Annotated in this window: 22 protein-coding genes; 9 read left to right on the forward strand and 13 right to left on the reverse strand. The window is 37.6% G+C overall.

From position 1 onward, the window contains the following. Positions 1-239 precede the first annotated feature (239 nt). A complete protein-coding gene (gene spxA / locus SAZ04_RS00135) occupies positions 240-635 on the reverse strand; it encodes a transcriptional regulator SpxA (RefSeq protein WP_332689185.1) in 396 nt (131 codons plus the stop codon). A gap of 445 nt (positions 636-1080) precedes the next feature. On the opposite strand from spxA, the gene SAZ04_RS00140 reads away from it, so the two are divergent. Together SAZ04_RS00140 and SAZ04_RS00145 are read left to right on the forward strand one after the other, a co-directional pair. After that, positions 1081-2292, forward strand: a complete 1212-nt coding sequence (locus tag SAZ04_RS00140; protein WP_332689188.1) for an efflux RND transporter periplasmic adaptor subunit — start codon at positions 1081-1083, stop codon at positions 2290-2292. A gap of 9 nt (positions 2293-2301) precedes the next feature. After that, entirely contained in the window at positions 2302-5367 is a 3066-nt protein-coding gene (locus SAZ04_RS00145; RefSeq protein ID WP_332689191.1) for an efflux RND transporter permease subunit, read from the forward strand. Between the two features lie 153 nt (positions 5368-5520). Here SAZ04_RS00145 and SAZ04_RS00150 read toward each other — a convergent pair whose 3' ends face one another. The 5 genes from SAZ04_RS00150 to trhA all read right to left on the reverse strand — a co-directional run bounded on the left by SAZ04_RS00150 (position 5521) and on the right by trhA (position 8784). Next, complete coding sequence (locus SAZ04_RS00150; RefSeq protein ID WP_332689194.1) at positions 5521-5658, reverse strand: hypothetical protein; 138 nt, start codon at positions 5656-5658, stop codon at positions 5521-5523. A gap of 35 nt (positions 5659-5693) precedes the next feature. Then, positions 5694-6257 (reverse strand): GNAT family N-acetyltransferase, encoded by a 564-nt coding sequence (locus tag SAZ04_RS00155; RefSeq protein WP_332689197.1) that lies wholly within the window; start codon positions 6255-6257, stop codon positions 5694-5696. Between the two features lie 228 nt (positions 6258-6485). Further along, positions 6486-7694 (reverse strand): putative glycoside hydrolase, encoded by a 1209-nt coding sequence (locus SAZ04_RS00160; protein ID WP_332689200.1) that lies wholly within the window; start codon positions 7692-7694, stop codon positions 6486-6488. A 54-nt stretch (positions 7695-7748) separates the two neighbouring features. Continuing rightward, on the reverse strand, positions 7749-7979 hold the full coding sequence (locus SAZ04_RS00165) for an excisionase family DNA-binding protein (RefSeq protein ID WP_332689203.1): 231 nt from the start codon (positions 7977-7979) through the stop codon (positions 7749-7751). 160 nt (positions 7980-8139) lie between these two features. Continuing rightward, positions 8140-8784, reverse strand: a complete 645-nt coding sequence (gene trhA / locus SAZ04_RS00170) for a PAQR family membrane homeostasis protein TrhA (protein ID WP_332689206.1) — start codon at positions 8782-8784, stop codon at positions 8140-8142. 173 nt (positions 8785-8957) lie between these two features. Here trhA and SAZ04_RS00175 point away from each other — a divergent pair, with 173 nt between their 5' ends. Further along, positions 8958-9494 carry an HD domain-containing protein gene (locus SAZ04_RS00175; RefSeq protein ID WP_332689209.1) on the forward strand — a complete coding sequence of 179 codons (537 nt, stop codon included), beginning with the start codon at positions 8958-8960 and terminating at the stop codon, positions 9492-9494. Between the two features lie 336 nt (positions 9495-9830). Beyond that, positions 9831-10814, forward strand: a complete 984-nt coding sequence (locus tag SAZ04_RS00180) for a sodium:calcium antiporter (protein ID WP_332689212.1) — start codon at positions 9831-9833, stop codon at positions 10812-10814. A gap of 134 nt (positions 10815-10948) precedes the next feature. On the opposite strand, the gene SAZ04_RS00185 is transcribed toward SAZ04_RS00180, so the two are convergent. Beyond that, positions 10949-11503, reverse strand: coding sequence for a TlpA disulfide reductase family protein (locus SAZ04_RS00185; protein ID WP_332689215.1), 555 nt, complete (start codon positions 11501-11503; stop codon positions 10949-10951). An 89-nt stretch (positions 11504-11592) separates the two neighbouring features. On the opposite strand from SAZ04_RS00185, the gene SAZ04_RS00190 reads away from it, so the two are divergent. Together SAZ04_RS00190 and SAZ04_RS00195 are read left to right on the forward strand one after the other, a co-directional pair. Next, positions 11593-11769: a hypothetical protein gene (locus SAZ04_RS00190; protein ID WP_332689218.1), complete on the forward strand. Its 177-nt coding sequence runs from the start codon at positions 11593-11595 to the stop codon at positions 11767-11769. A 116-nt stretch (positions 11770-11885) separates the two neighbouring features. Further along, positions 11886-12041, forward strand: coding sequence for a hypothetical protein (locus tag SAZ04_RS00195; RefSeq protein ID WP_332689220.1), 156 nt, complete (start codon positions 11886-11888; stop codon positions 12039-12041). 57 nt (positions 12042-12098) lie between these two features. On the opposite strand, the gene SAZ04_RS00200 is transcribed toward SAZ04_RS00195, so the two are convergent. After that, complete coding sequence (locus SAZ04_RS00200) at positions 12099-12977, reverse strand: diacylglycerol/lipid kinase family protein (protein WP_332689224.1); 879 nt, start codon at positions 12975-12977, stop codon at positions 12099-12101. A 165-nt stretch (positions 12978-13142) separates the two neighbouring features. Here SAZ04_RS00200 and SAZ04_RS00205 point away from each other — a divergent pair, with 165 nt between their 5' ends. Further along, on the forward strand, positions 13143-14381 hold the full coding sequence (locus tag SAZ04_RS00205) for a zinc-dependent alcohol dehydrogenase (RefSeq protein WP_332689906.1): 1239 nt from the start codon (positions 13143-13145) through the stop codon (positions 14379-14381). A 2-nt stretch (positions 14382-14383) separates the two neighbouring features. Next, a complete protein-coding gene (locus SAZ04_RS00210) occupies positions 14384-15475 on the forward strand; it encodes a class II aldolase/adducin family protein (RefSeq protein WP_332689227.1) in 1092 nt (363 codons plus the stop codon). Between the two features lie 39 nt (positions 15476-15514). On the opposite strand, the gene SAZ04_RS00215 is transcribed toward SAZ04_RS00210, so the two are convergent. After that, a complete protein-coding gene (locus SAZ04_RS00215; protein ID WP_332689229.1) occupies positions 15515-16630 on the reverse strand; it encodes an MGDG synthase family glycosyltransferase in 1116 nt (371 codons plus the stop codon). Between the two features lie 199 nt (positions 16631-16829). Between SAZ04_RS00215 and trpS the strand changes: the two genes are divergently transcribed. Then, positions 16830-17822, forward strand: a complete 993-nt coding sequence (gene trpS, locus SAZ04_RS00220; protein ID WP_332689231.1) for a tryptophan--tRNA ligase — start codon at positions 16830-16832, stop codon at positions 17820-17822. A 493-nt stretch (positions 17823-18315) separates the two neighbouring features. Here the strand turns inward: trpS and SAZ04_RS00225 are convergent, their stop codons facing one another. The 4 genes from SAZ04_RS00225 to SAZ04_RS00240 form a co-directional block, all read right to left on the reverse strand. Then, on the reverse strand, positions 18316-19059 hold the full coding sequence (locus SAZ04_RS00225; RefSeq protein WP_332689233.1) for a YjbA family protein: 744 nt from the start codon (positions 19057-19059) through the stop codon (positions 18316-18318). A gap of 96 nt (positions 19060-19155) precedes the next feature. After that, positions 19156-19380 carry a YuzI family membrane protein gene (locus SAZ04_RS00230; protein WP_332689235.1) on the reverse strand — a complete coding sequence of 75 codons (225 nt, stop codon included), beginning with the start codon at positions 19378-19380 and terminating at the stop codon, positions 19156-19158. A 25-nt stretch (positions 19381-19405) separates the two neighbouring features. Next, on the reverse strand, positions 19406-20251 hold the full coding sequence (locus tag SAZ04_RS00235; protein WP_332689237.1) for a DUF2268 domain-containing putative Zn-dependent protease: 846 nt from the start codon (positions 20249-20251) through the stop codon (positions 19406-19408). A gap of 312 nt (positions 20252-20563) precedes the next feature. Continuing rightward, complete coding sequence (locus tag SAZ04_RS00240) at positions 20564-22714, reverse strand: DNA topoisomerase III (RefSeq protein ID WP_332689239.1); 2151 nt, start codon at positions 22712-22714, stop codon at positions 20564-20566. Positions 22715-22788: the final 74 nt, after the last annotated feature.

Genomic DNA, 22788 nt, shown 5'->3' on the forward strand with positions numbered 1-22788 from the left:
GGCAGAGCGCTTAGTTTATATTCAACGCCCTACCCAGTTCGCTCTTTCCATAATAATTGAAGAATTTCCTTTCTGTTCTGCATAAGTATTGCTTAGGCACACAGTTGAAAATCCTTTTAAGAACGTGTTCAAAGAAAAGAAATGGATGCAATGCCTCTGCACATTGCTCCGCTCATTGCTTCGAGGCTATTCAAGAGAAAACAAAACCCTTCTACTTGTTTTAGTAGAAGGGTTTTTTATTAATTGACTAGGCGCTGAGCCTCTTGTAATTGAAACGTACGAACCTTACGAGGGAGAAAACGACGAATTTCAGCGTCATTATACCCTACTTGCAAACGTTTCTCATCAAAAATGATAGGACGACGAAGTAAGCCAGGGTTTTCACTAATAATTTTGAACAACGTTTGTAAAGGTAACGACTCTAACTCAACATTTAGTTCTTGGAAAACCTTCGAACGTGTTGAAATAATTTCATCGGTACCATCCTCAGTCATTCTCACCACTTCTTTTACCTCTTCAATAGACAGTGGAGATGCAAAAATATTTCGTTCCTCGAATGGGATATTATGTTCTTCTAGCCACGCTTTTGCTTTACGGCATGATGTACAACTAGGTGATGTTAATAATGTAACCATTTAACGGACCTCTCCTTTCAAGTTTGAGATCTATGACGAACTAAGATGTTTAAAATGTCATTTTTATTGATTACGTACTATTATACAAAGTCGTCAAACTTTTGTATATACAATTTACAGCGATATGTTCATCCTTTACAAAAGCAATAAACTCAACACAAAGGTAAGTACCCTCAATATGACATTATAAACCTATTATACAAAAAAATCTTTTCTAAACATATATGTTTATTTAGTCGTTTTATGATTTTTTTATTTCTGCCTCATACTTGTCACATGTTTGTCACAAGTTAATGGAGGATGCACAAAAAGGGTCGTTTTTCCTTATTTCGCATCTACTAACAATGAACAGCGTACAGAGCCATTGCAGCAACCTATTAGAGCCCATTCTATTGGCAGAATAAGCTTTTCACTCTTTACATATTCAAGTAGGAGCTGAACATTATTGAAAATTAAGATTGGAATATTAATTATTCTTCTAGTCCTATCTGCTTGTTCCACAGACGATATAACAAATGATCAAATCGGACATCAACGTCTACTTGTAGAAGTAGACTCAATTAACCGAAGTTCAATCAAACAAACACTAGAACTTTCAGGACAACTTTCTCCTAAGAAGCAAATTCCACTTGTAACAATGATGCCACTTGAAGTGACAAACGTGCATGTGGAAGTAGGACAAGCTGTTGATCGGGGAGATCTACTCATTACGTTAAATAATGAAGAAGCCACTAGACAAGTTGCACAAGCTCAAAGTGTAGTCGAAGAGCTCGAACGTAGCCTTGTTCAAGCAAGACAATTAAATCTTTCAATTGAAGAAAACCTCGAAAACGTTAAAGAGTTAGAACAGCAATTACAGAGTTCAATTGTCAGTTCACAAGAAATAATTGAGGAACTTAATAAAGAGGATCTTGAAGGGTCACTTGTCGACTTACTTCAAGCTTCATTAGAAGTTTCTTTAAAACAAGCTGAACTTGCGCAAGCTACTAGTAATATAAGGTCTATTTCTCCCGCAAACACACTTGAAATAAAAGCGCAAATAACAAATGCTAAAGAAGCTGTTCGTCAAGCTGAACAAGCCGTACAAGCAACAAAGCTAACAGCACCAATTGCAGGAGTTGTTACCCAATTAGACGTTTCAGCCGGACAAACTGCTCTGTCGAATCACCCACTTATTGTCGTTTCGGACTTAGCACAAATGGACGCTACGTTTTCAGTAAATAGTTTTCAAGTTGCCAAACTATCACCTCGGTTAACAGCTAAGCTTGCTGTTGCAGGAATGCCTAAAACATTTGAAGCTGAAGTTGCGAGCATTTCACCTGTTATAAATCCACAAACGAATACGTTTATGGTTCAAATTCCTTTAACCAATGAATCCATGCACTTTAAAGGAGGAATGCGAGTAAACGCTACGATAGATTTAGGCACCATTAGCAAGGCCCTTGTTATCCCTGCTGAAGCGATCTTGTATGAGGACGGGAAACCGTATACATTTGTCTTAAACGATCAAGTAGCAACAAGACAAACCATTAAACTTGGGTCAAGAGATGGAGACCTTATTGAAGTAATTTCTGGTTTAAAAGAAAAAGATCAAGTTGTTACAACTGGAAAAGAACGATTAACCGATGGTGCCGAAATAACAATTCGAAGTGAGTGAGACTATAAAATGAACCTAGCAAAATTATCTGTATTAAGACCCGTTGCAATGGCGATGTTTATCGTCCTATTAATCATTTTAGGGACGGTCTCGCTTCGAAATCTTCCAGTTGATCTCTTTCCTGAATTAAGCTTTCCTGTCGTAGCTGTCACAGCATCATATGAAGGGGCTGGCCCTGAAGAAGTTGAGCAGCTTCTTACTCGTCCTATTGAGGAAATGATGTCAAGTGTACCGAATGTCGAATCGGTCTCATCTACCTCCCGAACAGGTGGGGCTCTAATCCTCGTCTCTTTTGATTGGGGAACGAATTTAGACTTTGCCACCTTAACAATGCGAGAACGCATTGATCAAATTCGTGATCATTTGCCAAATGAAGTTGCCACTCCACAAGTCATGCGGTTCGATCCTAGTATGTTGCCAATTATTCAATTAGCCATTACAGAACCGACTGGAAATATTGCAGAAGCCAAAAAATTAGTTGAGAATGAAATTCAACCTAGGCTCAATTCTATAGACGGAGTAGCAGCTGTTCGCATTGAAGGAGGTGCTGATCAGGAGATTCAACTAGCTGTTAATCCAGATCGCTTAACAAATTTCGGATTAAGTATGACAGATTTACAGCAGTTGATTAGTAGCGAAAATCTTAATCTTCCTGGTGGACAAGTGACAGATGCTAATCAAAGCCTCCCGATCCGCGTAACAGGGGAATTCCAATCGGTTTATGATCTGGAAATTTTGCCAATCTCCACCGTTGAAGGCATAGTCCCTCTAGGGGAACTTGTAGACATTCTTGAAACAACAGCACCCATTGCTCAAGAAAGTTATGTAAATGGCGCCCCAGCCGTAGGTGTGTCCATTTTAAAAGGCTCAGGGACAAATACAGTTGCGGTTTCCAGGAGCATTAATCGCGAAATTCAACATTTGAAATCCTTTCTTCCTGAAGGCACCGAAATTAGGACGATTTTCGACCAAAGCCGGTTTATAGAACAATCGCTCCGTGCAGTTGGATGGAATATTGTAATCGGTAGTTTGTTAGCTGCTTTTGTTTTATATATGTTTTTACGAAATGTTCGTAGTACGCTTATCATTGGTATTTCAATACCGATTTCGATCATGACAACGTTTTTGTTTTTATTTTTTTACGGGGAAACATTAAATATCTTAACACTTGGCGGACTTGCTCTTGGCGTTGGAATGATGGTTGATAACGCCATCGTCATTCTTGAGAACATTTACAGGAAGAGACAAGTAGGTGAAGGAAAACAAGAAGCAGCCATAACTGGAACAAATGAAATTGGTGGAGCCATCATTGCCTCCACCTTAACTACAGTTGTTGTGTTCCTTCCCATTGTATTTGTTGAAGGTTTAGCAGCTCAATTATTTAGGCCTCTTGCAATTACAGTAGCTTTTTCCTTGCTTGCTTCTCTTATAACAGCACTGATCATTGTTCCCCTACTATCATCCACTTTTTTGAAAATGAATGATGATGTAACAGCTTTTCAACGTGGGTTTAATCGAACTAAAATAATATATGAACGGCTATTAAGGAAATCATTAGCAAAGCCAAAAACCATTCTTTTATCTACACTAGGATTACTCGGGTTATCTCTTGCTTGCATTCCCCTTCTTGGTACAGAATTTTTGCCTGAACAAGATCAAGGTTTTATTAGTATTGATGCTCGCTTACCAGTTGGATCTGCTTTAAAAGCAACATATGAATTAACTGAGGAAATCGATGAACAACTTCGCGACATTCCCGAGATTGATGTAACATTTGTAACAGTTGGAGGAACGGATACCTTTACGATTGGAGCTGGATCCCAGGCAAACCGGGCATCGTATAGTATTTTGCTAAAAGAACTGACAAAACGCAGTCGCTCCGACCTAGAAGTAGCAGAAGAAATTCGCACACGTCTGAAACAAGTCGCTAATGCAAGTATAACAATATCAGCAAGTGACATGGGTCTATCAGAACATCCGATTTCCGTAACAATAAGAGGTACAGATTTACAGACTTTGAAACGGATTACAGGAGATATTATTTCAACAATTTCTACTATCGAAGGTGTTCGTGAACCCACTTCAAATTACACTGAAGGGAATCCAGAAGTAACCGTTTCAATCAACCGTCAGTCCGCCGCCTCTTACGGTATAGGAAGTGCACAAATTGCCAATACAATCAGACATGCAACAAGAGGACTTATCGCAACAAAGCTTGCTAGAAATGGAGACGAACGAAATGTGAGGTTACAAGTGGACGAACGATATACAGCATCTGTTACTCACTTAGAGCACCTTCTTATTGATACTCCATCCGGAGAACGAATCCCATTATCTGAGGTCGCAAATATTGAGCGTGGACAAGGTCCAAGTTCCATTCGAAGAGCTGACCGATTACGTGAAATGACTGTAACAGCCGACATTATAGGGCGCGATTTAGGGAGTGTCATTAATGATATTGAACTTACACTTAAAGAAAAGGTTCGCCCTACCCTCCCTAGCGGTTATCGCATCACATTTGGTGGTCAAAACGAACAGATGAATGATGCATTTGTGAAATTAGGTGGTGCCATTACATTAGCCGTTGTTCTTGTGTACATGGTAATGGCAGGTCGTTTCGAGTCTTTCTTTTATCCGTTTATCATCATGTTCTCCGTTCCCATAACGGCGATTGGTATTATTATTGGCTTACTTGTAACGAACCAACCTGTTGGAGTAGGGTCATTAATTGGCATTTTGATTTTAACCGGTATTGTCGTTAATAATGCGATCGTTTTAGTTGACTATATTAACACATTAAAAAAAGAAGGCTTTTCAACTTATGATGCCATCATGTTAGCTGGTCCAACAAGGTTAAGACCTATTTTGATGACAGCCTTAACAACCATCTTAGGTCTTATTCCGCTCACTCTAGGCTTTGGAGAAGGCACAGAGGTCCAGCAACCAATGGCAATTGTTATTGTATTTGGTTTAGCTATTTCTACATTCATAACGATATTTTTAGTGCCTGTCATTTATGAGCTAACCGACAGAAGAAAAATGAAGAAAGGAGAAACAACGACCGAACAACAATAAGAAAAACCACAAATCGGCCTTTTCTTATAAGCAATGCAGATTGTGGAGCCACTGCCTTCTCTGAGTAAGCTTTCATACTTCTTTAAATCCACTCAAATTTTATAGTTTCTTTTGAAAAGGGGTGACTCACATGTGAGCCACCCCTTTTCATTGTTATGCTATTGTTCGTCTTGATGGTGTCGGCATTGGATTCCGGTTAGAACGTTGCTTCCAATCTCGTACATTTTTCTTCAAAAAATCTTTTAACATTTCGCGTTTTTTCTTCCGTTTTTTTACATCTTTCCGTTTCATTCGAATCACCCTCATTTTTGATGAACGATTCACAGCTACACAGTCGCTTGATCCTTTTCTTCTTCATAGGTGAGTACTTCGTCTACACCCTGATAAGATTGGCCATAGAGCTCTTTATCTTTGTACGTATGAATATTTTCATACGTATGTTTCATTTTTTCGAAGATGCTTTTCTCTGACTCATTCGTTGGAGACCAATAAAGAATTTCGAGTTCATTCACTTCATTTGTGGCAAGAGAGCGTCTGCTATAACCAATTGACTGTGCATGCTTAAACCCTTCTCGATTATAAAAATGTTGTCGCTTTTTTGTATCAGTATCATCATAATCGACTGGTTCAACTTCAAGAATAATTGGCTTATCCTTTTGCTTTAGCTGATTGATCAGTTTTTTTCCTAATCCTTGACCTCTAGCATCTGTTGAAACAAATAGGTAATCAACAAAGACGAAATCGTTGGTTTCTACATACATCATAACATGATTTGGTCCTTCATCTTTATGGTAAATATCAGCTTTTTCTTTTAACAGTAATTCCATATGCTCTTTTGATTTCATTTCCTCAATAGGAAAGTATTCATTTAGCTTCTCATACCAATTCATGCGTTTGACCCTCCATGATCATTATAACCTTAGTATATTCAACTTTCGTCTCTCCTTAAACTGCCTCATTTCAGCATATATTAGGAAAATTATGCCTCATACCCATTATTTATAGTATATGCCATTATCTCATACAATTGCACGGTGTTTCTTGGAGTCAGCCTCCACTTTACCTCAGCCCCAATTAGTTCCTCAAAAAAGCTGCTACAGTTGTAACAGCTTTTTATCTCAATCCAATGGTTTATAATTAACACCCTGAGTATAGCGATTTGTAGCATTCCAAAGTAGAAATTCATCGATTCCTTGTTCATTCAGCGCTCTAATTTGGGCTTCTACTTCTTCTTTTCCATAGCTTTTGTAGTTCCCTGATCCTAACCATGAAGCAGTAAAATCTTGAATCCAAGGTCTCGAAACTGGCGGATCGTCCAAAGATCCTAACACTTCATTTTCAACCTTAGCGTATTCTTTCGTTAATTCATAAGGATAAAGGTCAGGTTTAGTAATTCCAAAATAAGGCGTCCAGTGACTTGGGTAGATCATGGATGAAATAACATCCACATTATCTGAAATTTTGGAGAAGTTCTGTCCGATTCCAGGTGCTTCTGTAATCGTTGCCGCATAACCGAAAATATCGACTGATACATCTATGTTATAGGGAGATAACCGTTCTCTTGCATAAGCAACAAAATCAGTAACCGCTTCAACTCTTTTTTTCACATTATCATCGCCATCTTTATAATCCCCAGTATCATACTCAAGGATTTCATCGCGACGTTCAAACCCTTCCGGAAAACGAACATAGTCAAATTGTACTTCCTTAAAACCCAATTTTGCAGCTTTTTCCGCAAGAGCAATGTTATAATCCCAGACTTCTTTTAAGAATGGATTGACAAACGCTTCTCCTCTATTGTTCTTCCACACTTTACCATTTTCTCTAAAAGAAAGTTCTGGTTTCTTTTCAGCTAACACAGTATCCTTAAACACGACAATACGGGCAATAGGATACACTTCATTTTCCTCTAGAGTTGTCATCAATTGTTCTGTATTCCTAATTAAATTTTGAGAAATATCGAAAAAAGGTGACTCCTTATCTGGTCGATAAGTTAAGTAACCATGGTCATCTTTAATGTCAATGACCATAGCATTGAGTTCAGTCGAATTGATCAATTCAAGTAATGAATTAAAGCGCTGTCCACCTGCTGAGTGTCCAGTTACATAAACCCCTCTTACTCCGTCATCTGGATAGATGAATGAATATCCTGTATCGTATTCAAACCGAGCTAACTGTTCAGGTAAATCTAACAGCGTCTTCGTTATTACCTTATGCTCATGGTCTCTTGCTTTGTTTGACTCTGTTTCTTCTGCTTGTACAGAAAATGGTGCCACAACGAAGCCAAAGATACAAAGCATGAGCACAAACACCAAATGTTTCCCCATGTATGTCTCACAACCTTCTCTTTTGGTTTTGTGTTCACTTTTATATTGTATGTATTAATCCTCGTCTTTAGCATCCCAATCTTCAGGAAGAGGTTCCTCTGCTTCTGCAGCCAACTGTCTCCGCTTTAGATCAAGCTGCTCTTTATGCCACAAGAAGTTTTCACGGTTCACTAAATACTTCTCTCCATCGAATACCACTTTCACTTGCCCTCGCTTTATTTGATGTAAAAGATAGTCTTCTGTTAATTCTAAGTATGCTGCAAGCTCTGAAATGGTCACATACATGTTTATCCCCTCCTACCAAATTATAACGTTATTAGACAGACATTGTCATCATAGAATAATGTTAACATATTGTAAGTCTTTGTTTGCTCCTTTGAAGTACGTACCCAAACATTTAAAAAAGCAGATACTGACTCTCCTGAGGCAGTATCTGCTTTTTATTTTAGATTGGTAATACATAAAACAATATTAAAAAGAAATGAAAGATTGATCCGGCAAGAACAAACAGATGCCATATTGCATGATGAAATTTAAATCCACGCCAAACATAGAAAATCGTTCCGACCGTATAACATATCCCACCAACCAAAAGCAAAGCAGTTCCAGCAGGGGGAAGCGTTTGGATAATTGGTTTAATCGCAAAAATCGCAAGCCAGCCCATACCAATATAAAAAATAGTCGACATAAATAAAAACTTTTTCACGAAAAAGATTTTAAAGACAACTCCAATAGTAGCAATTCCCCAAACAATACCGAATAATGTCCATCCAAGCGTTCCTTGAACGACAATAAACAATAAAGGAGTATAACTACCAGCAATATACAAATAAATTGAAGCATGATCAAATATTTCAAATAAATTTTTTACTTTCCCTTTAGGAAATGCATGCACCAATGTTGAAGAGAAATAAAGCAAAAGCATCGTCACACCGTAAATCGTGAAACTTACAACATGCCAAGCTGAGCCATATATACTCGAGTAGACAACGAGTAGGACAAGTGCTGCGACACTAAGAATAGCTCCAATACCGTGTGTAATTGCGTTTGCAATTTCTTCACCTTTTGAAAATGTATGTGTTGTTGCCATGGAAAACTCCTTTCTTACTTCCTTCCGTCCATTATACACATATAACTCATTGGATTCTAGCCCATTTCCAAAGAAATGGTTGCATCCGATCCAATAAATCTATATAATAGTTGAAATATACTTTTTTATAGGAAGATTTCTTTACACTCACTTAAATAAAGGAGGAATGTGACGTGAGACATGTTACATTAGTTCAATTGTTCGATCATCCGATTACGCAAAAGTATGTAAAACGCTCCGGTATGGCCCATGCGATCGCTTGTGCTTATCATGCATTTCGTTTAGCCCAAGAGCAAGGAGTCGATCCTGACCGTGCAACGAAGGCTGCATTCCTTCACGATATCGGGCATTATACTTGGTACCGAGATGGAAAATGGGATTACGATTTATATAAAGAAAATGATATTCATGCAATTAAAGGTGCTGAACGTGCTCATAAATTGCTCATACGACTTGGTGAACATCCTCGTATAGCTAAAGATATAACCTTAGCGATATTGCTGCATACCGATTCTTATTTACCAAATGGCTATCTTGAGCTTAACCCACTTCAACACGTTGTCGCCATGGCAGATGAAGCTGATGAAGAGCCAGGAGGCGAACACCATTACCGTACGATTTCTGATTTACGGGCCAAAAGAATGCTCCAATTGCTTGATAAGAAGATTGAATCACAATCCAATCTTGATTATTTTGAACAATCGATATAAGTTATAAGTTGGCTCATATATCTGCCTACAAAACGTTGTAAGTAGTGTAGATCTGATCGAGTCAACATTTTCATAAAAAAATTAAATTGACGTCACAAGTCGATCATGCTACATTAATTCCAATACAATTAAATACCCTAAAAAGGGGAGTAGCAACCTATACGGTCAATGAGTCGTCACTACAGTGAGTATTCACTCGGTTCATTGAGCTTTGATTGTTTTATATCATGATGTTATCAAAGTACGCAAGACCTTTTTATGAGAGCCTCGTTTTACGGGAAGACTTTCATAAAAGGGTCTTTTTTTGTTTATAAATTTTTTAGGGGGAGTTATTTTATGGTCTTTGTAGGTTTTATTTTTGCTGCTATTATCACTGTTTTAGCTGCCATTAAGTTATCTACATATGCTGATACGATCGGAGAAAAGACATCACTTGGAGGCTTGGTCGTTGGTACGATCTTTCTAGCGGGTGCCACCTCTCTACCTGAGGTTACAACAAGCGTGTCTGCAATTGTACTCGACAGCCCTGATATTGCAGTTGGGAATGTATTTGGTAGCAATATGTTTAACTTATTAATTATCGCAAGTTTTGATCTGTATTATCGTAGACAACAAATTTTTAAAAACGCCGAGCAAACACATATTTATACGGCAAGTATTGGACTATTGCTTGCAATAGTCTCCCTTCTCGCTCTTTCCTTAAAGTTAGAATATGCGTTTCTAGGTATTGGCATAGATATCTGGGTTTTGATAACGATTTACGGGCTAGGAATGTGGATTATCTCTTATCTATCCAAAATAAATCTTCAAAAACCAGTTTCAGAACCCGAGGAATACAATATGTCAGCCATTCCTCTCAAACAAGCTATCATTGGATTTGTAATCGCAGCACTTGTGATCATGGGTGCCGGAACATTATTAACAGTTACTGGAGATCAAATTGCTGTCATAACAGGTCTTGGGGCCAGCTTTGTTGGAAGTTTCCTCATCGCTGCAACTACTTCTTTACCAGAAGCCATTGCCGTACTTGTAGCATTGCAGTTACGGAATCATAATCTTGCTATCGGTTCAATCTTAGGTAGCAATCTATTTAATATTCTCATCTTAGGAGCTTCCGATGTCTTTTACCGTAAAGGATCAATTATTGCAGCCGTATCTGACGTTCACCAAATTACCGCTGCAGCCGTTGGCATTTTATCAGTTGTTATCCTATATGCACTGATCAGAAAACCAAGAGAATCAACTATTCGATATGCATTGCCATCATTAATTCTTGTCGTTCTCTATTTCGTTTCTTCCTACTTCATTTTTATCCAATAACGAAGTGCCCCTCGCACTTATACTCATTTCCGAAAAAGGGTGTTTGAGAAGGTCCAGTTGACCTTTTCAAACACCCTTGATGTTTTGTACGTACGGTTGTTCATAAAGGAACCGACCTTTTTGAACAACCTCTTTTATTGAAACAAGACTAAATCTTCCATTAAATCAAATGTTAACCCTCCATTAATTCGTTGAATAATCACACCTTGTTCATCAATAATAATTGTTGTTGGAATTCCAATTATTTGATACTTTTTCATCGTTTCACCGTCTTCATCTAGGAGGGGATCAAAGGTTGCCCTGAAATGCTGTAGAAATGGATTTATCTCGGCTTTGCTTTTTTCTTGACTCGTCATATTTATAGCTAAAAAAGCTGCCCCTTTCTCCTTTAACCGTTTTTCCATTTCTAGAATCACGGGCATTTCTTCTTGACAAGGATGACACCATGTCGCAAAGAAATTTAGCACTACTGGCTGTCCAATAAAATCATCTAATGAAACTTGTTTTCCATTAAGAGTAGTTAGTTCAATAGGAAGAGCCTCTTGTCCGACTTGGACTCCTGTTTGAATGGATGCAGCAACAGACTCCTCTACTTGTTGAAAAAAACTGTCTGATTGACTATACATAAATCCGACTCCACATAAAAGTAAGATCAGAATACTTCGGTAAAACGCTTGCTTCTTTTTCATGGATCACGCCTCTTTTCGTTCTAATTCAAGATTGTTATAATGTAGCGTATGTCCAAATGACCAAAATCATGCGAAAAGAGGGAAATACATTGTCCAAAATTCAAATACTGCAGTTGATTGCGGTTATCACACTCGTTATTTTTGTGTTTATATCTTATCAAAATGATACGACCATTCCATGGCTGTTTTACCTTATCGCTATCATTAATATAGTCTTATGGATTTTAAGACTATTAGAACGAAGAAAAACAGATCGAGTTGATTAAGCCTGTCGGTTGTTCAAAAAGGTAAAGACCAACCTTTTTGAACAACCTCTTGCATGTTTTTATACACATTGGCACATATTATTCGTACAGCAATTTCTAAACAGGGAGGTATATTTATGAAACATCAGCTAGCAAAAATCAAAGAATTTAGCTACCAATTTTTAGATCTCCTCTTTATTTTAGAGTACGAAAATATTCATAAAGACAATCAAGTGGACAAGAAACAAACAGAACTTAAGCCTTTATCAGATTCAAAACCTTCAATAAATTAAGAAATTAAATTTAAGCAAAAAATCTAACCGTAACGAGCATACGGATAGATTTTTTTGTTACATCATAACATGAAAGGCATCCTTTTTAACGGAAACGGCAGTAGGGGTCTGGCCCATCATTTCGCCATCAGCTGTTACGTATAGTGGATCATCACTATCAACTTGGATTGATTCTACTTGAATATAATCAACTCCACTCATTGAAACGTGCTTTCCTTCAAAAACATTTGCAAGAATAAGTAGTAACCGCCATTTTGGGAGACTGTGAATGATACATATATCTAATTTCCCATCATCACTCATTGCATCAGGACATATTTTAATACCTCCTCCATAATAAGCATGATTGGCAATAGCAATTAGCCACACTTTATCAAAAATCCGTTCTTCATCATTTAACTTAAGCCGGATAGATGAAGGCTTATACGTTAAGAGAACTTTAAAAATCGTTAGAAAATAGGCCAATCCACCAAACCACTTTTTCATCTTCGTTTTGTTTGCTTCATCTGCAACCTTTGCATCGAACCCAATTCCTACGACTGTCATACAGTGCCGATCACCGATCTTTAGTAAGTCGATTTTTTTTTGTTCATTCTTTAATAATTTTTCAACTTCTTTTACGTAATTTTTTGTAATTCCTCGTGCTCTTGCATAATCATTTCCAGATCCAGTTGGAATCACACTAAACGGAACAGATGTCCCAATCAATTGGTTCATGATTGCATGAATCGTCCCATCTCCTCCAAGCGCGATAATTGCGGTTATGCGCTTATTAGATTGTAATAGTTCAGTAAGATAACTTAACACTTCATCTTTAGTATCCGTAATGATAACGTCGTACTCTACTTTCTTTTCAGTTAAAATTCTCTCGATTTCAAACCAAACTTTTACAGAGCGTCCTTTTCCAGAAGTTCGATTAACAAGAAAATAATACATTTTCTCACGCTCCTCTTTTTGCTTGTAGTCTTCCCCAAATCTTTCTCAATATACGAAGATATTCATTCCAATTATAAAGGAAAAATATGAATAAAATACGTTTTTTTGCACAAATTACAAGTAATTAAGTTCGTTCTGCCATATATACGTAAGGAGGTGATTTATATAAACGCATTGCAATTTAATTTTACCATTCCAAAATATGTATTTACGAAAACCGTTGGTCGCTGGTTTCCTTCTATCCATTGGAATCCTCGCTTTTCGTGTTTGATTTGGGGAGAAACAGAAGAACCGGCACTTCCAAATGATGACTGGGCAAAAATCAAAGTAAAATATGGCGGAATTTGCGGGAGTGACATGAATTTGCTTTTTCTTCATGATAGTCCAACAACATCTCCATATGTTTCGTTTCCTTTCACGATCGGACATGAAGCGGTCGGTCAAATTGCTGAATTAGGGAAAAAGATAAGTCATCTTACAGAAGGACAGAGAGTCGTTATCAATCCTGTTCTATCTTGTGAGAGCCGGGGTTTAGACCCTTGTCCTGCATGTGAACGCGGAGACGAAAGTTTATGTCAGCAGAAGACAAAAGGATCAATAGAATCAGGCCTGCTTATAGGAGCTTGCAAGGATACGGGAGGAAGCTGGAGTCCGCATTTCGTTGCACATAAAAGTCAAATTCTTCCTCTTCCAGATGAAGTAAATGATTTAAATGGAGTATTAGTAGAACCATTTAGTTGTGCTCTACATGCCGTTTTACGTAACCCACCAAAGGCAGATGATAAAGTCTTAGTGATTGGTGCGGGTGTCATAGGGCTCTCTGTTGTTGCAGCAATTAAAGCACTTGATTATTCATGCAACGTATCTATTTTAGTCAAGCATTCCTTCCAAGGGGAAATGGCCAAAACACTCGGAGCAGATGAAGTTATTTACCTTGATGACTCATATGTAAAAAACACAGCTGATGTGTTAGGAGCTGAGACTTTAAAGCCTTTATTTGGACCAGAAGTTGTTCAAGGAGGAGCAAATATTATTTACGAATGTGTTGGGAAGAAGAAAAGTGTCACTGATGCTCTTCGTTTTTCTGAGAGCGGTGGGACAGTCGTTCTACTTGGATTAGCTAGTATTATGAAACAAATTGATTGGACGACTGTCTGGTTAAATGAATTAACGATTAAAGGGTGCTTTGCATATAGCACAAACGAGTTCGAAGGACAAAAAATGAATACCCTTCAAATCGCTATTGAATTAATGAAAAGAGGAAAAGTAGATCTTTCACCTCTTATTACTCATCAATACCCTCTACATGACTATAAGGTAGCTTTCAAAACAATCACAAAGAAAAACCGTGAAAATGCTTTGAAAGTTGTTTTCAACCATGATCAAACTACTGTTGGAGGTTAGCCATGAAAAACTTTATGTTAAGTTCAAACCCAACGAGTCCATTTCTACAACAACTATCAAAAGGACTCGTTACAACCTTTTCAAAAAATGGTTTTTCCTATACGGAAGATCCATCTGATCCTCTTCAGCTCGTCTTTCACTTTGTAACTGAAGATACTATCAAGCCATTTCGTCGTAAAGCACAAGCAACGTTTGTTATTGCAGTACTTGAAAGTACTGGACAACCATTTGACCTCTTTACAGAAGTGTACCCTTTTCTCATTCGCTCTTTAGCAAACCATTTTATGTATGTAAACCATCGCTTTGGTAAGACGGATGTTCATTTCTTAACTCCTGAACAAGGCTGTTACTCCATCACGTTTACTCAAGGTGACGATGAACAGGAATTTCTTGACAAGATATACAAGCGGTTAGAACCGTTAACTTGCTCTAGACTTGTAATTGACAATCAATTTTCAGAAGATCTTCCTAAACAACTTTGGGGTGGTGAACGAGTAACGACTGAATTAAGTCAATCAGGGAAAAAATTGGATGACATGAACTTGCTCCCTGCTCCTTTCCCATTAGATAAATATTTAAGCGAAAGAGACATGCGTCACTTGAACAAGCTCTATGGTCTTGGTGGCTTAAGTTATGGAAATCTAAGTGCAAGAAGTGACGAAGAACATTTTTGGATGAGTGCAAGTGGAATTAACAAAGCGAATATGAAAGAAATTGGGAGAGATATTCTTTATATTAAAGGGTACAATGATGTTGAAAATTTAATCGAAGTTAGTATCCCGCCAAATGTCACACCAAAAAGAGCGTCTGTTGATGCCATTGAACATTGGATGATTTACAAAGAGCATCCTGATGTTGGTGCCATTGTCCATATTCATGCTTGGATGGACGGAATTCAAGCTACTGAGATCAATTATCCTTGTGGAACGATTGAACTCGCTGAAACGGTAGCCTCATTAATTAGAGAATCTGACAACCCTTCTGAGACCATTATTGGATTAAAAAATCACGGGCTAACGATTACAGGTCCTTCACTTGAAAACATTTTTAATCGAATTGAAGGAAAAATTAAGCGACAAGTTCCAATGTCTTAATATAATCAGGGGTAACGTTCTTATCGAATGTCACCCCTTTTATAGAACTTGTTCTGTCCGAATTAATTGTTTTATAACATAGGCTATATGCTTTGCCGCATCAGGTTTCTTCAATTTTTTTGCGTTTAACACTAACTGTTGGTATGTCTTTTCATCAAATAAAATCCCCTGTAAAAGCTCAGTTACTTCTTCAATCGCTTCCGCTTTAACCGCTGTTCCAAAGTCCATTAAAAACTGTGCGTTATCTTCTTCATGTCCTGGAACTGGCTGATAGATTAAAATTGGCGTTTCACAAGCAAGCGCTTCTGACATTGTTAGTCCACCTGCTTTTGAGATCACGACATCACTTGCCCGTAAATATTTTGTGAATTGTTCTGTATAAGGGATGACATGAATACGGTGTTTGCTGTCATATTGGTGAATTTTCTGTTCAATTTGTTTATTTGTTCCGGTCATACACAATAATTGAATTTTATCATGAATCGTTTCTAAAGAATGTAAGATTTCTTCATACTTTCCAAGACCTAAACCTCCACCTGTAATAAGCACCGTTTTCTCATCAGGTTGTAACTTTAAATCATTCCTTATCTTCCACCTTGGAATGTTTATATCCGGTATCGCCTTGATTGGTATACCCGTACAATACCATTGATCTGCCTGCAAATTATGCTCAAAAGCAAAATGATCAAGATGAGGAGAGGCTGTAAAATACCCATCAATTTCTGGTCTTACGTAAGCTGGATGAAGATATAAATCTGTTATCACTGTATAAAGCGGTAATGACAAATTTTTCTTTTTCTTTAATTTCGCTAAAAAAGCAGTAACAAATGGATGAGTTGAAATCATCACGGTTGTTCTTTGCTTATTTATGATCGAGTTCAGCTTCTGGCAAAAAAATGTTCCTAATTGATCCAATAGAAGAAACCACGAATATTCCTCACTATACCGATATAACCTTCCCCATAGACGTGGTGTTTTCTTTATCATCCGTAAATAAAGTTCCAAAAATGTTTTGTGTAATAATGGATGTATGCAATGGAATGTATCAATAATAGTAACTGTTTCGCCTTGTAGTTCAAATTGCTCTTTCAACGCTTTCGAAGCTTCGTTATGACCATTTCCAATTGAAGCTGAAAAAATGGTAATTTGACTCATAAAGCGAACCTCACTTCCTTGAATCTGATACAAATATGATAAAGTTAGTGTTAACTTTTTCTTGAAGAACATTCATTAACTTCTTTAAAAAACAGAAGCGCTTCACAAAAGAACTATCACCTATTTTTTTTGCAAGCAATCTGATATGATTTGGTGTATATATAGTTTGAACTATTTGTTAATGAAAGGAATGACAAGAATGAAAACCGTATTTTCAGGTATTCAACCGAGTGGTACGCTAACGCTTGGGAATTATTTAGGAGCGATGAAACACTTTGTTGATATGCAAAATGATTATCATTGTTATTTTTGTATCGTAGACCAACACGCTATAACCGTTCCACAAGATCGATTAAAGCTCCGAGAAAACATCCGAAGTTTAGCCGCACTTTATTTAGCTGTAGGAATTGATCACGAAAAAGCAACCCTTTTTATTCAATCTGAAGTTCCAGCCCACGCTCAACTTGGGTGGTTGATGCAATGCGTATCTTACATAGGTGAACTTGAACGAATGACTCAATTTAAAGACAAGTCAGATGGCAAAGAAGCGGTATCTTCAGCCTTACTTACATATCCACCACTTATGGCTGCAGATATTCTTCTTTATAAAACAGATATCGTTCCCGTTGGAGAAGATCAAAAGCAGCATCTTGAACTTACGCGTGATCTCGCTGAACGTTTTAATAAAAAATATAATGATATCTTTACAATCCCAGAGGTTCGAATTCCAAAAGTCGGTGCTCGTATTATGTCACTAAACGACCCAACTAAGAAGATGAGTAAATCAAATCCGAACCCGAAAAGTTATATTTCCATGCTAGATGACGTGGCAACGATTACGAAAAAAATTAAAAGTGCCGTTACTGATACAGAAGGTACCATTCGTTTTGATCGTGATAAAAAACCTGCTGTTTCTAATTTGCTTTCGATTTACTCTCTTTGTTCAGGAGAATCAATTGAATCCATAGAAGAGCGTTACGTTGGAAAAGGATATGGTGACTTTAAATCTGACCTTGCTGAGGTTGTTGTTGAAACTTTACGACCCATTCAAGAGCGCTATTATGCGCTAATCGAGTCAGAAGAACTGGATGACATTTTGGACCATGGTGCCAACAAAGCAAACAAAGTAGCCTCTCGCATGATGGAAAAAGCAGAACGTGCCATGGGGTTAGGACGCAAAAAGCGTAAATAAATAATGATTGAATGCGAATGAAGGAGCATCAAAAGAAACTCACCTGTTTTGGGTGAGTTTTTTCATATTGCCCAGCAATTGCTAGCGGCTGGAACCCCTTTTGCGGGAACATAAGCGAGTGTAGTAGTAGTTTTAGCCCTTTTTGCTGTTTTTTGGTCGAAGAGGGTGCTTTAAAAGACGCCCTAATTAACAAAAAGGACGGGAAAACCACCGTCCTTTTTGTTTCTAATATCCTGAGTTTTTTTTCATGATTTTTCCAACGAAAAACGAAAGTCCGAGTGTTCCTACGAGCAATACAACCGTTAGGATTTGCATTACAGTGTATGCAAAGTTATCCATAGTTTCCCCTCCTCATGCAGTCAATATTTCTTCATTTATTATAGGAGAGTTCCGATTCATTGTAAATGCCTAAGAAAAAGCACGATTGGCTATTTCTTAGGCATTATTATGCATTTTTATTATATGTCCTATCCCTTTGTTCACAAACTATTCATTATTTGACGCTTGCACCGTGCTCAAGCTCCCAGAGCTTTTCAAAGAAGGCTTGTCCTCTTACCATTGCTTCGCACAACTGATGATGTCTTTCAGTCCACCCTGAACGTATTTCCGAATAGAGTTGTTCCCAAGCTTCCTCTCTTGTAAGCATTTGAATCCTAACATAATCACTCGGGCTCCATTCTGTATACCAGTAACGAACTTCGGCATCTGTACCCGTTGAATAAAGCTGATCTAACGCCATGTATAACAACTGCTTTAATTGACGCTCTTTACGTGTTAGTCCACTTAGATCTTCTGGATGTGGTGACAAGATGTGATAATCTTTTTCCACATATTCGAGCAAATCGAACTGTGTAAACTGATTTTGTTTAAGTTGTTCATAAACCATTTGTTCTTGTCTTGGGGTTAAACGACTTTTTCGAATCGGGGTTTTGTACCCCATTGTATCAATTGCAATAATTCTTTCACCATCTGTTGCAATAAAACAATAGTCAAGTTGGATACGTGACATATTTTTTCGAAGGTAACTTTGTTGATGAACCTCAGCCAACAATGCATCTGGCAATTCTGATAAATCATTTTCAATGTAATGGAACAGTTCTTTACTTACGAATACAAGGATAGCTTGATCTAACACCTCTATCCGATCATCACTACGCCATTCATGAAACTCACAAACATTGTAACCATTTTCCTCACCTTCGAACCAATTGACCCATACGTCCCTGATATGGACCATATAAAACCCCCCTCACCTTAATTCGTTTTGTATCCACAGTATAGGCAGGGGACAACCAATTTATTCCACACTCTCTCAATTCATTCCAAATTTATTCTATGATTTTTTTCGATCACGATTACGATTCGTTGGAAATGTCATCGAGATAATAATCATCGCCACTCCAATTAAGAACAAGTAAAATTCAATTCTTTCTATTAAAAAAAGTAAATATGCAGAAAATTGATACCCAGCTATAAGTAAATTTAAATAAGCAAGGATACTCACACCACCTACAACTGCCAAAGTAAAACCGACCATAACAAAGAACAATCGAATCATGAGCTATCACGCCAAACGGCTGCCATTAGTTTCTCCCCTCTCCTTCAGTGAAAATTGAACGTTCAAAAATCGTTTCAGCAGATAAACCTAATAAATTTGTTGTTGAATCCAATTTGGTTGTAGCAGTGTCAACCATTTTGTAGCCTGCATAATAACCTAACCAAAGAGGAATTCCTCCTTCTTTACTTCCATAAAGAATCGGATGATGTTTTTTCCTTCCTTTTATTTGTAAATTAGGACGAATCCACCTTTCAAACCATTCACCATTCCAAACATCATCATACCGATATGTCCATGATGCACATGCACGAGAACCTATTTCTTCTCTTACAGCAAATTCAGCAAGCCCTTCCATGACCAGTGATTCGAGTAACGTCATCGAATCTTCGGGTTGTTTTATCGTTTGCAAACGGCATACATGGTGGTATTCATGTGTGATTAGAGCAAGTAGATCTTCTTTCGTTATAGTAGATTGAATAAATAAAATGATGGCATGCGGCAATGATAAACCAGTTTTCCCACCTAATTCATTGATGAGAAATGTATTTTGATCATTCATTGGAAGGATATATATTTTTATATCTGGTCCGTTCCACTTCTCTTTTAGTTTATGAAATTGCTGTTGAATAATGGACCAAGGTAAAGTCTCTTTCCATCTGTCATATTCTAAATCGATGGATTGATCAGGCTGAAACAGTCCCATTTGTAAAAGGTATTGATGGAGGCCCGCTACATCTTTTGTTGAAAACACTTCACATAGTGGCCAGGTGATGACATCACGTTGGCAGTCAAACTGTTCTTGTAGTGTTTTTGCTTTATTCCATTTAAGTGTGTATGCACGTAACCACTTATCTGTTCTCACAACTCCCATATGATGACACCCTCCTTATTATTACTATATGAAGAGTTTGTCTATAATGAACCAACTTCTGCTTTATTTCTAGAATTTATTCAAATTTCATTCTTTCCAACTCGATATTTTTGGGATTGTCCATAGAAAAATAGAACGAAAAGTGTGCGTACTGACTTACTCCCTGCATTCTTTTTACAAATGGTCCACGAGCCTAAAAAGATTGGTCGACCAAGTTCTCGATGTTCCAGTCGGAGAATTTTTATCTCCTTTTTAAATAATAAAGGCTGAAGGGTGATCAAAATAAATCACCCTCCAGCTCTTTTTACTTCTCTATTTCCCGTTAAATATAATTTTTTTCTGGTCGCTATCCCAACTAAGAGAAGCGTGAAATGTCTGATTCTCTTTTGTAAAACCTTCTAACTTCTCTGTTCTTCCATCCGATAGTATTGCTTTTACGTCTTTCTGCCTGATCTTTTTACCTAAAATCATTTTCGAAATTGTGAACTTGCATTGATGTGATTGGTATTGACTACATCCAAAAAAACTCCCTCTGTCTAATACAACTCCCCCACAATCTGGACATTTACCAACTGAAGTAGGTCGCCGCTTTCCTTTTCCCTGTCTTTTTTGCATCGACGAAAGGTCTATATTTGAAAAATCCCATGACTGAGCTGCGTTTTCTGCTTCCTGAATCAAATGGTTCACAAGCTTTTTCGTTTGATCGATAAATACGGCTGCTGAAGCTTCTCCTTTTCCGATCTCTCTTAAACGCTGCTCCCATTTTGCCGTCATTTCAGCAGATGTAAGCAAACTTGAGCCTAATGCATCGATCAGTAATCGACCTTTTGCTGTTGGAATAACGATGTTTTTCGTTACGATCATATAGCCTCGGTCTTTTAGGACCGTTATAATTCCTGCTCGGGTAGCTTCAGTCCCTAATCCTTGTGATTCCATTAACACCTTCTCGAGCTCCATGTCTGTCATTTGTTTCCCTGCGGTCTTCATTACATTAATCAATTGTCCTTCGGTATAGCGCTTCGGAGGTTGTGTCATAGATTCTTTTGTTTCAACTTTATTCACCACACCCTGATCACCAATTTTCATCATTGGCAATTCTTCTTCTCTTTCTTTATTGCCTGATTGTATGATTCGCTTCCATCCAAGTTGCTTCATTACTTTGCCCTTTGATTGAAAGGTGGCTCGATCGTCAACAAGCGTTTCCACTTTTGTTGTACTGATAATTGCTTCCTTTTCATGTGCAGCAAGAAGTGATTTTACGATTAAGTCATACACTTTCTTTTCTTCTGCTGTCAGCTTCTCCAAAACAGGCACTTGTTCTGTCGGAATGATTGCATAGTGATCGGTCACTTTTTTATCATTAACGTAACGTGGGTTTCCGAGCAGAGTCGAGACAGGGAGAGGGAAAAATGACGAGTATTCCTTTTTGACTGATAGTGTGTCTAGTATTGCAGGAAACGTCTCGGCTTCTCCTTTTGTAACAAAATGAGAATCAGTACGTGGGTAAGAAATATAGCCTTTCACATAAAGCTTTTGGGCAATGTCAAGCGTCATTTTTGGGGAATAACGATATCGTTGATTCGCTACTGTTTGTAAACTAGATAGCGTTAATAAATATGGTGGTTTATAACGTTTTTCTTCCTGTTTGACATCGATAACAGCTGCGGTTTTCCCTTTACAAAACATTTCAATTTTCTTTGCTAATTCTGCGGACTGTAACCTTGTTTGCCCTTTTTTATGCCAAATTCCTTTGTACTCTTTTTCCTTAAATGTAAAAAAAGCCGTTACTTCCCAAAAAGGTTCCGACTTAAAATCCTCAATTTCTTTTTCTCTCTTCACGATCAATGCTAACGTTGGTGTTTGGACTCTTCCTGTTGAAAAAACATCCGTTACACCTTTTTTTTGTAAAAGAAGTGTATAAGCACGTGATGCATTCATGCCTACAAGCCAGTCAGCACAAGATCGACTAAGCGCTTCAAAATACAAGGGACGTGTAGCTTCTTCGGTATGCAATGATTGAAACCCCTCTTTTACAGCATTCACCGTTAGTGAGGAAAGCCAAAGTCGCTTCATTGGTTTTTGTACTTTGCATTGCTCTATAATTAAGCGGACAATTAACTCCCCTTCTCTTCCAGCATCTCCGGCCATTATAATTTCACTTATATTAGGTTGATGAACTAGTTTTTTTATAATTTGAAATTGTTTTCCCTTTCCCTTCGTTATTTGATGTTTGAATGTTTCTGGTAAAATTGGCAACGTCTCTAGCTTCCATGCTTTCCATTTCTGATCATACATCTCTGGAGGTACTAATTCACACAAATGCCCAACAGCCCATGTGACATATGCTCCTTTAGGGAATTGAGCTGTTTTCTTAATTTCAATATAACCGGACTTTTTTATTGATGAATAAGGTGCAGCTAATTTCATTCCTTGATCTGGTTTTTCAGCAATAATGACTTTCATTTCTATATTCTTTCCTCTCGTTTCTTTTCGTTCATTATAACTCATTCCATAATAAGTGAGCGAAAAATTCCCCT

This window comes from Halalkalibacter lacteus, from assembly GCF_036663595.1.
GTDB lineage: Bacteria > Bacillota > Bacilli > Bacillales > Bacillaceae_D > Halalkalibacter > Halalkalibacter lacteus.

Bases quoted from the DNA above. Each gene is read 5' to 3' on its own strand.
- SAZ04_RS00240 (WP_332689239.1), bottom strand. From the start codon at position 22,714: ATGAAAGTCATTATTGCTGAAAAACCAGATCAAGGAATGAAATTAGCT.
- trpS (WP_332689231.1), top strand. From the start codon at position 16,830: ATGAAAACCGTATTTTCAGGTATTCAACCGAGTGGTACGCTAACGCTT.
- SAZ04_RS00225 (WP_332689233.1), bottom strand. From the start codon at position 19,059: ATGGTCCATATCAGGGACGTATGGGTCAATTGGTTCGAAGGTGAGGAA.
- SAZ04_RS00195 (WP_332689220.1), top strand. From the start codon at position 11,886: ATGAAACATCAGCTAGCAAAAATCAAAGAATTTAGCTACCAATTTTTA.
- trhA (WP_332689206.1), bottom strand. From the start codon at position 8,784: ATGGCAACAACACATACATTTTCAAAAGGTGAAGAAATTGCAAACGCA.
- SAZ04_RS00185 (WP_332689215.1), bottom strand. From the start codon at position 11,503: ATGAAAAAGAAGCAAGCGTTTTACCGAAGTATTCTGATCTTACTTTTA.
- SAZ04_RS00145 (WP_332689191.1), top strand. From the start codon at position 2,302: ATGAACCTAGCAAAATTATCTGTATTAAGACCCGTTGCAATGGCGATG.
- SAZ04_RS00210 (WP_332689227.1), top strand. From the start codon at position 14,384: ATGAAAAACTTTATGTTAAGTTCAAACCCAACGAGTCCATTTCTACAA.
- SAZ04_RS00165 (WP_332689203.1), bottom strand. From the start codon at position 7,979: ATGTATGTGACCATTTCAGAGCTTGCAGCATACTTAGAATTAACAGAA.
- SAZ04_RS00155 (WP_332689197.1), bottom strand. From the start codon at position 6,257: ATGAATTGGTATGAGAAGCTAAATGAATACTTTCCTATTGAGGAAATG.
- SAZ04_RS00230 (WP_332689235.1), bottom strand. From the start codon at position 19,380: ATGATTCGATTGTTCTTTGTTATGGTCGGTTTTACTTTGGCAGTTGTA.
- spxA (WP_332689185.1), bottom strand. From the start codon at position 635: ATGGTTACATTATTAACATCACCTAGTTGTACATCATGCCGTAAAGCA.
- SAZ04_RS00150 (WP_332689194.1), bottom strand. From the start codon at position 5,658: ATGAAACGGAAAGATGTAAAAAAACGGAAGAAAAAACGCGAAATGTTA.
- SAZ04_RS00200 (WP_332689224.1), bottom strand. From the start codon at position 12,977: ATGTATTATTTTCTTGTTAATCGAACTTCTGGAAAAGGACGCTCTGTA.
- SAZ04_RS00180 (WP_332689212.1), top strand. From the start codon at position 9,831: ATGGTCTTTGTAGGTTTTATTTTTGCTGCTATTATCACTGTTTTAGCT.
- SAZ04_RS00160 (WP_332689200.1), bottom strand. From the start codon at position 7,694: ATGGGGAAACATTTGGTGTTTGTGCTCATGCTTTGTATCTTTGGCTTC.
- SAZ04_RS00235 (WP_332689237.1), bottom strand. From the start codon at position 20,251: ATGGGAGTTGTGAGAACAGATAAGTGGTTACGTGCATACACACTTAAA.
- SAZ04_RS00215 (WP_332689229.1), bottom strand. From the start codon at position 16,630: ATGAGTCAAATTACCATTTTTTCAGCTTCAATTGGAAATGGTCATAAC.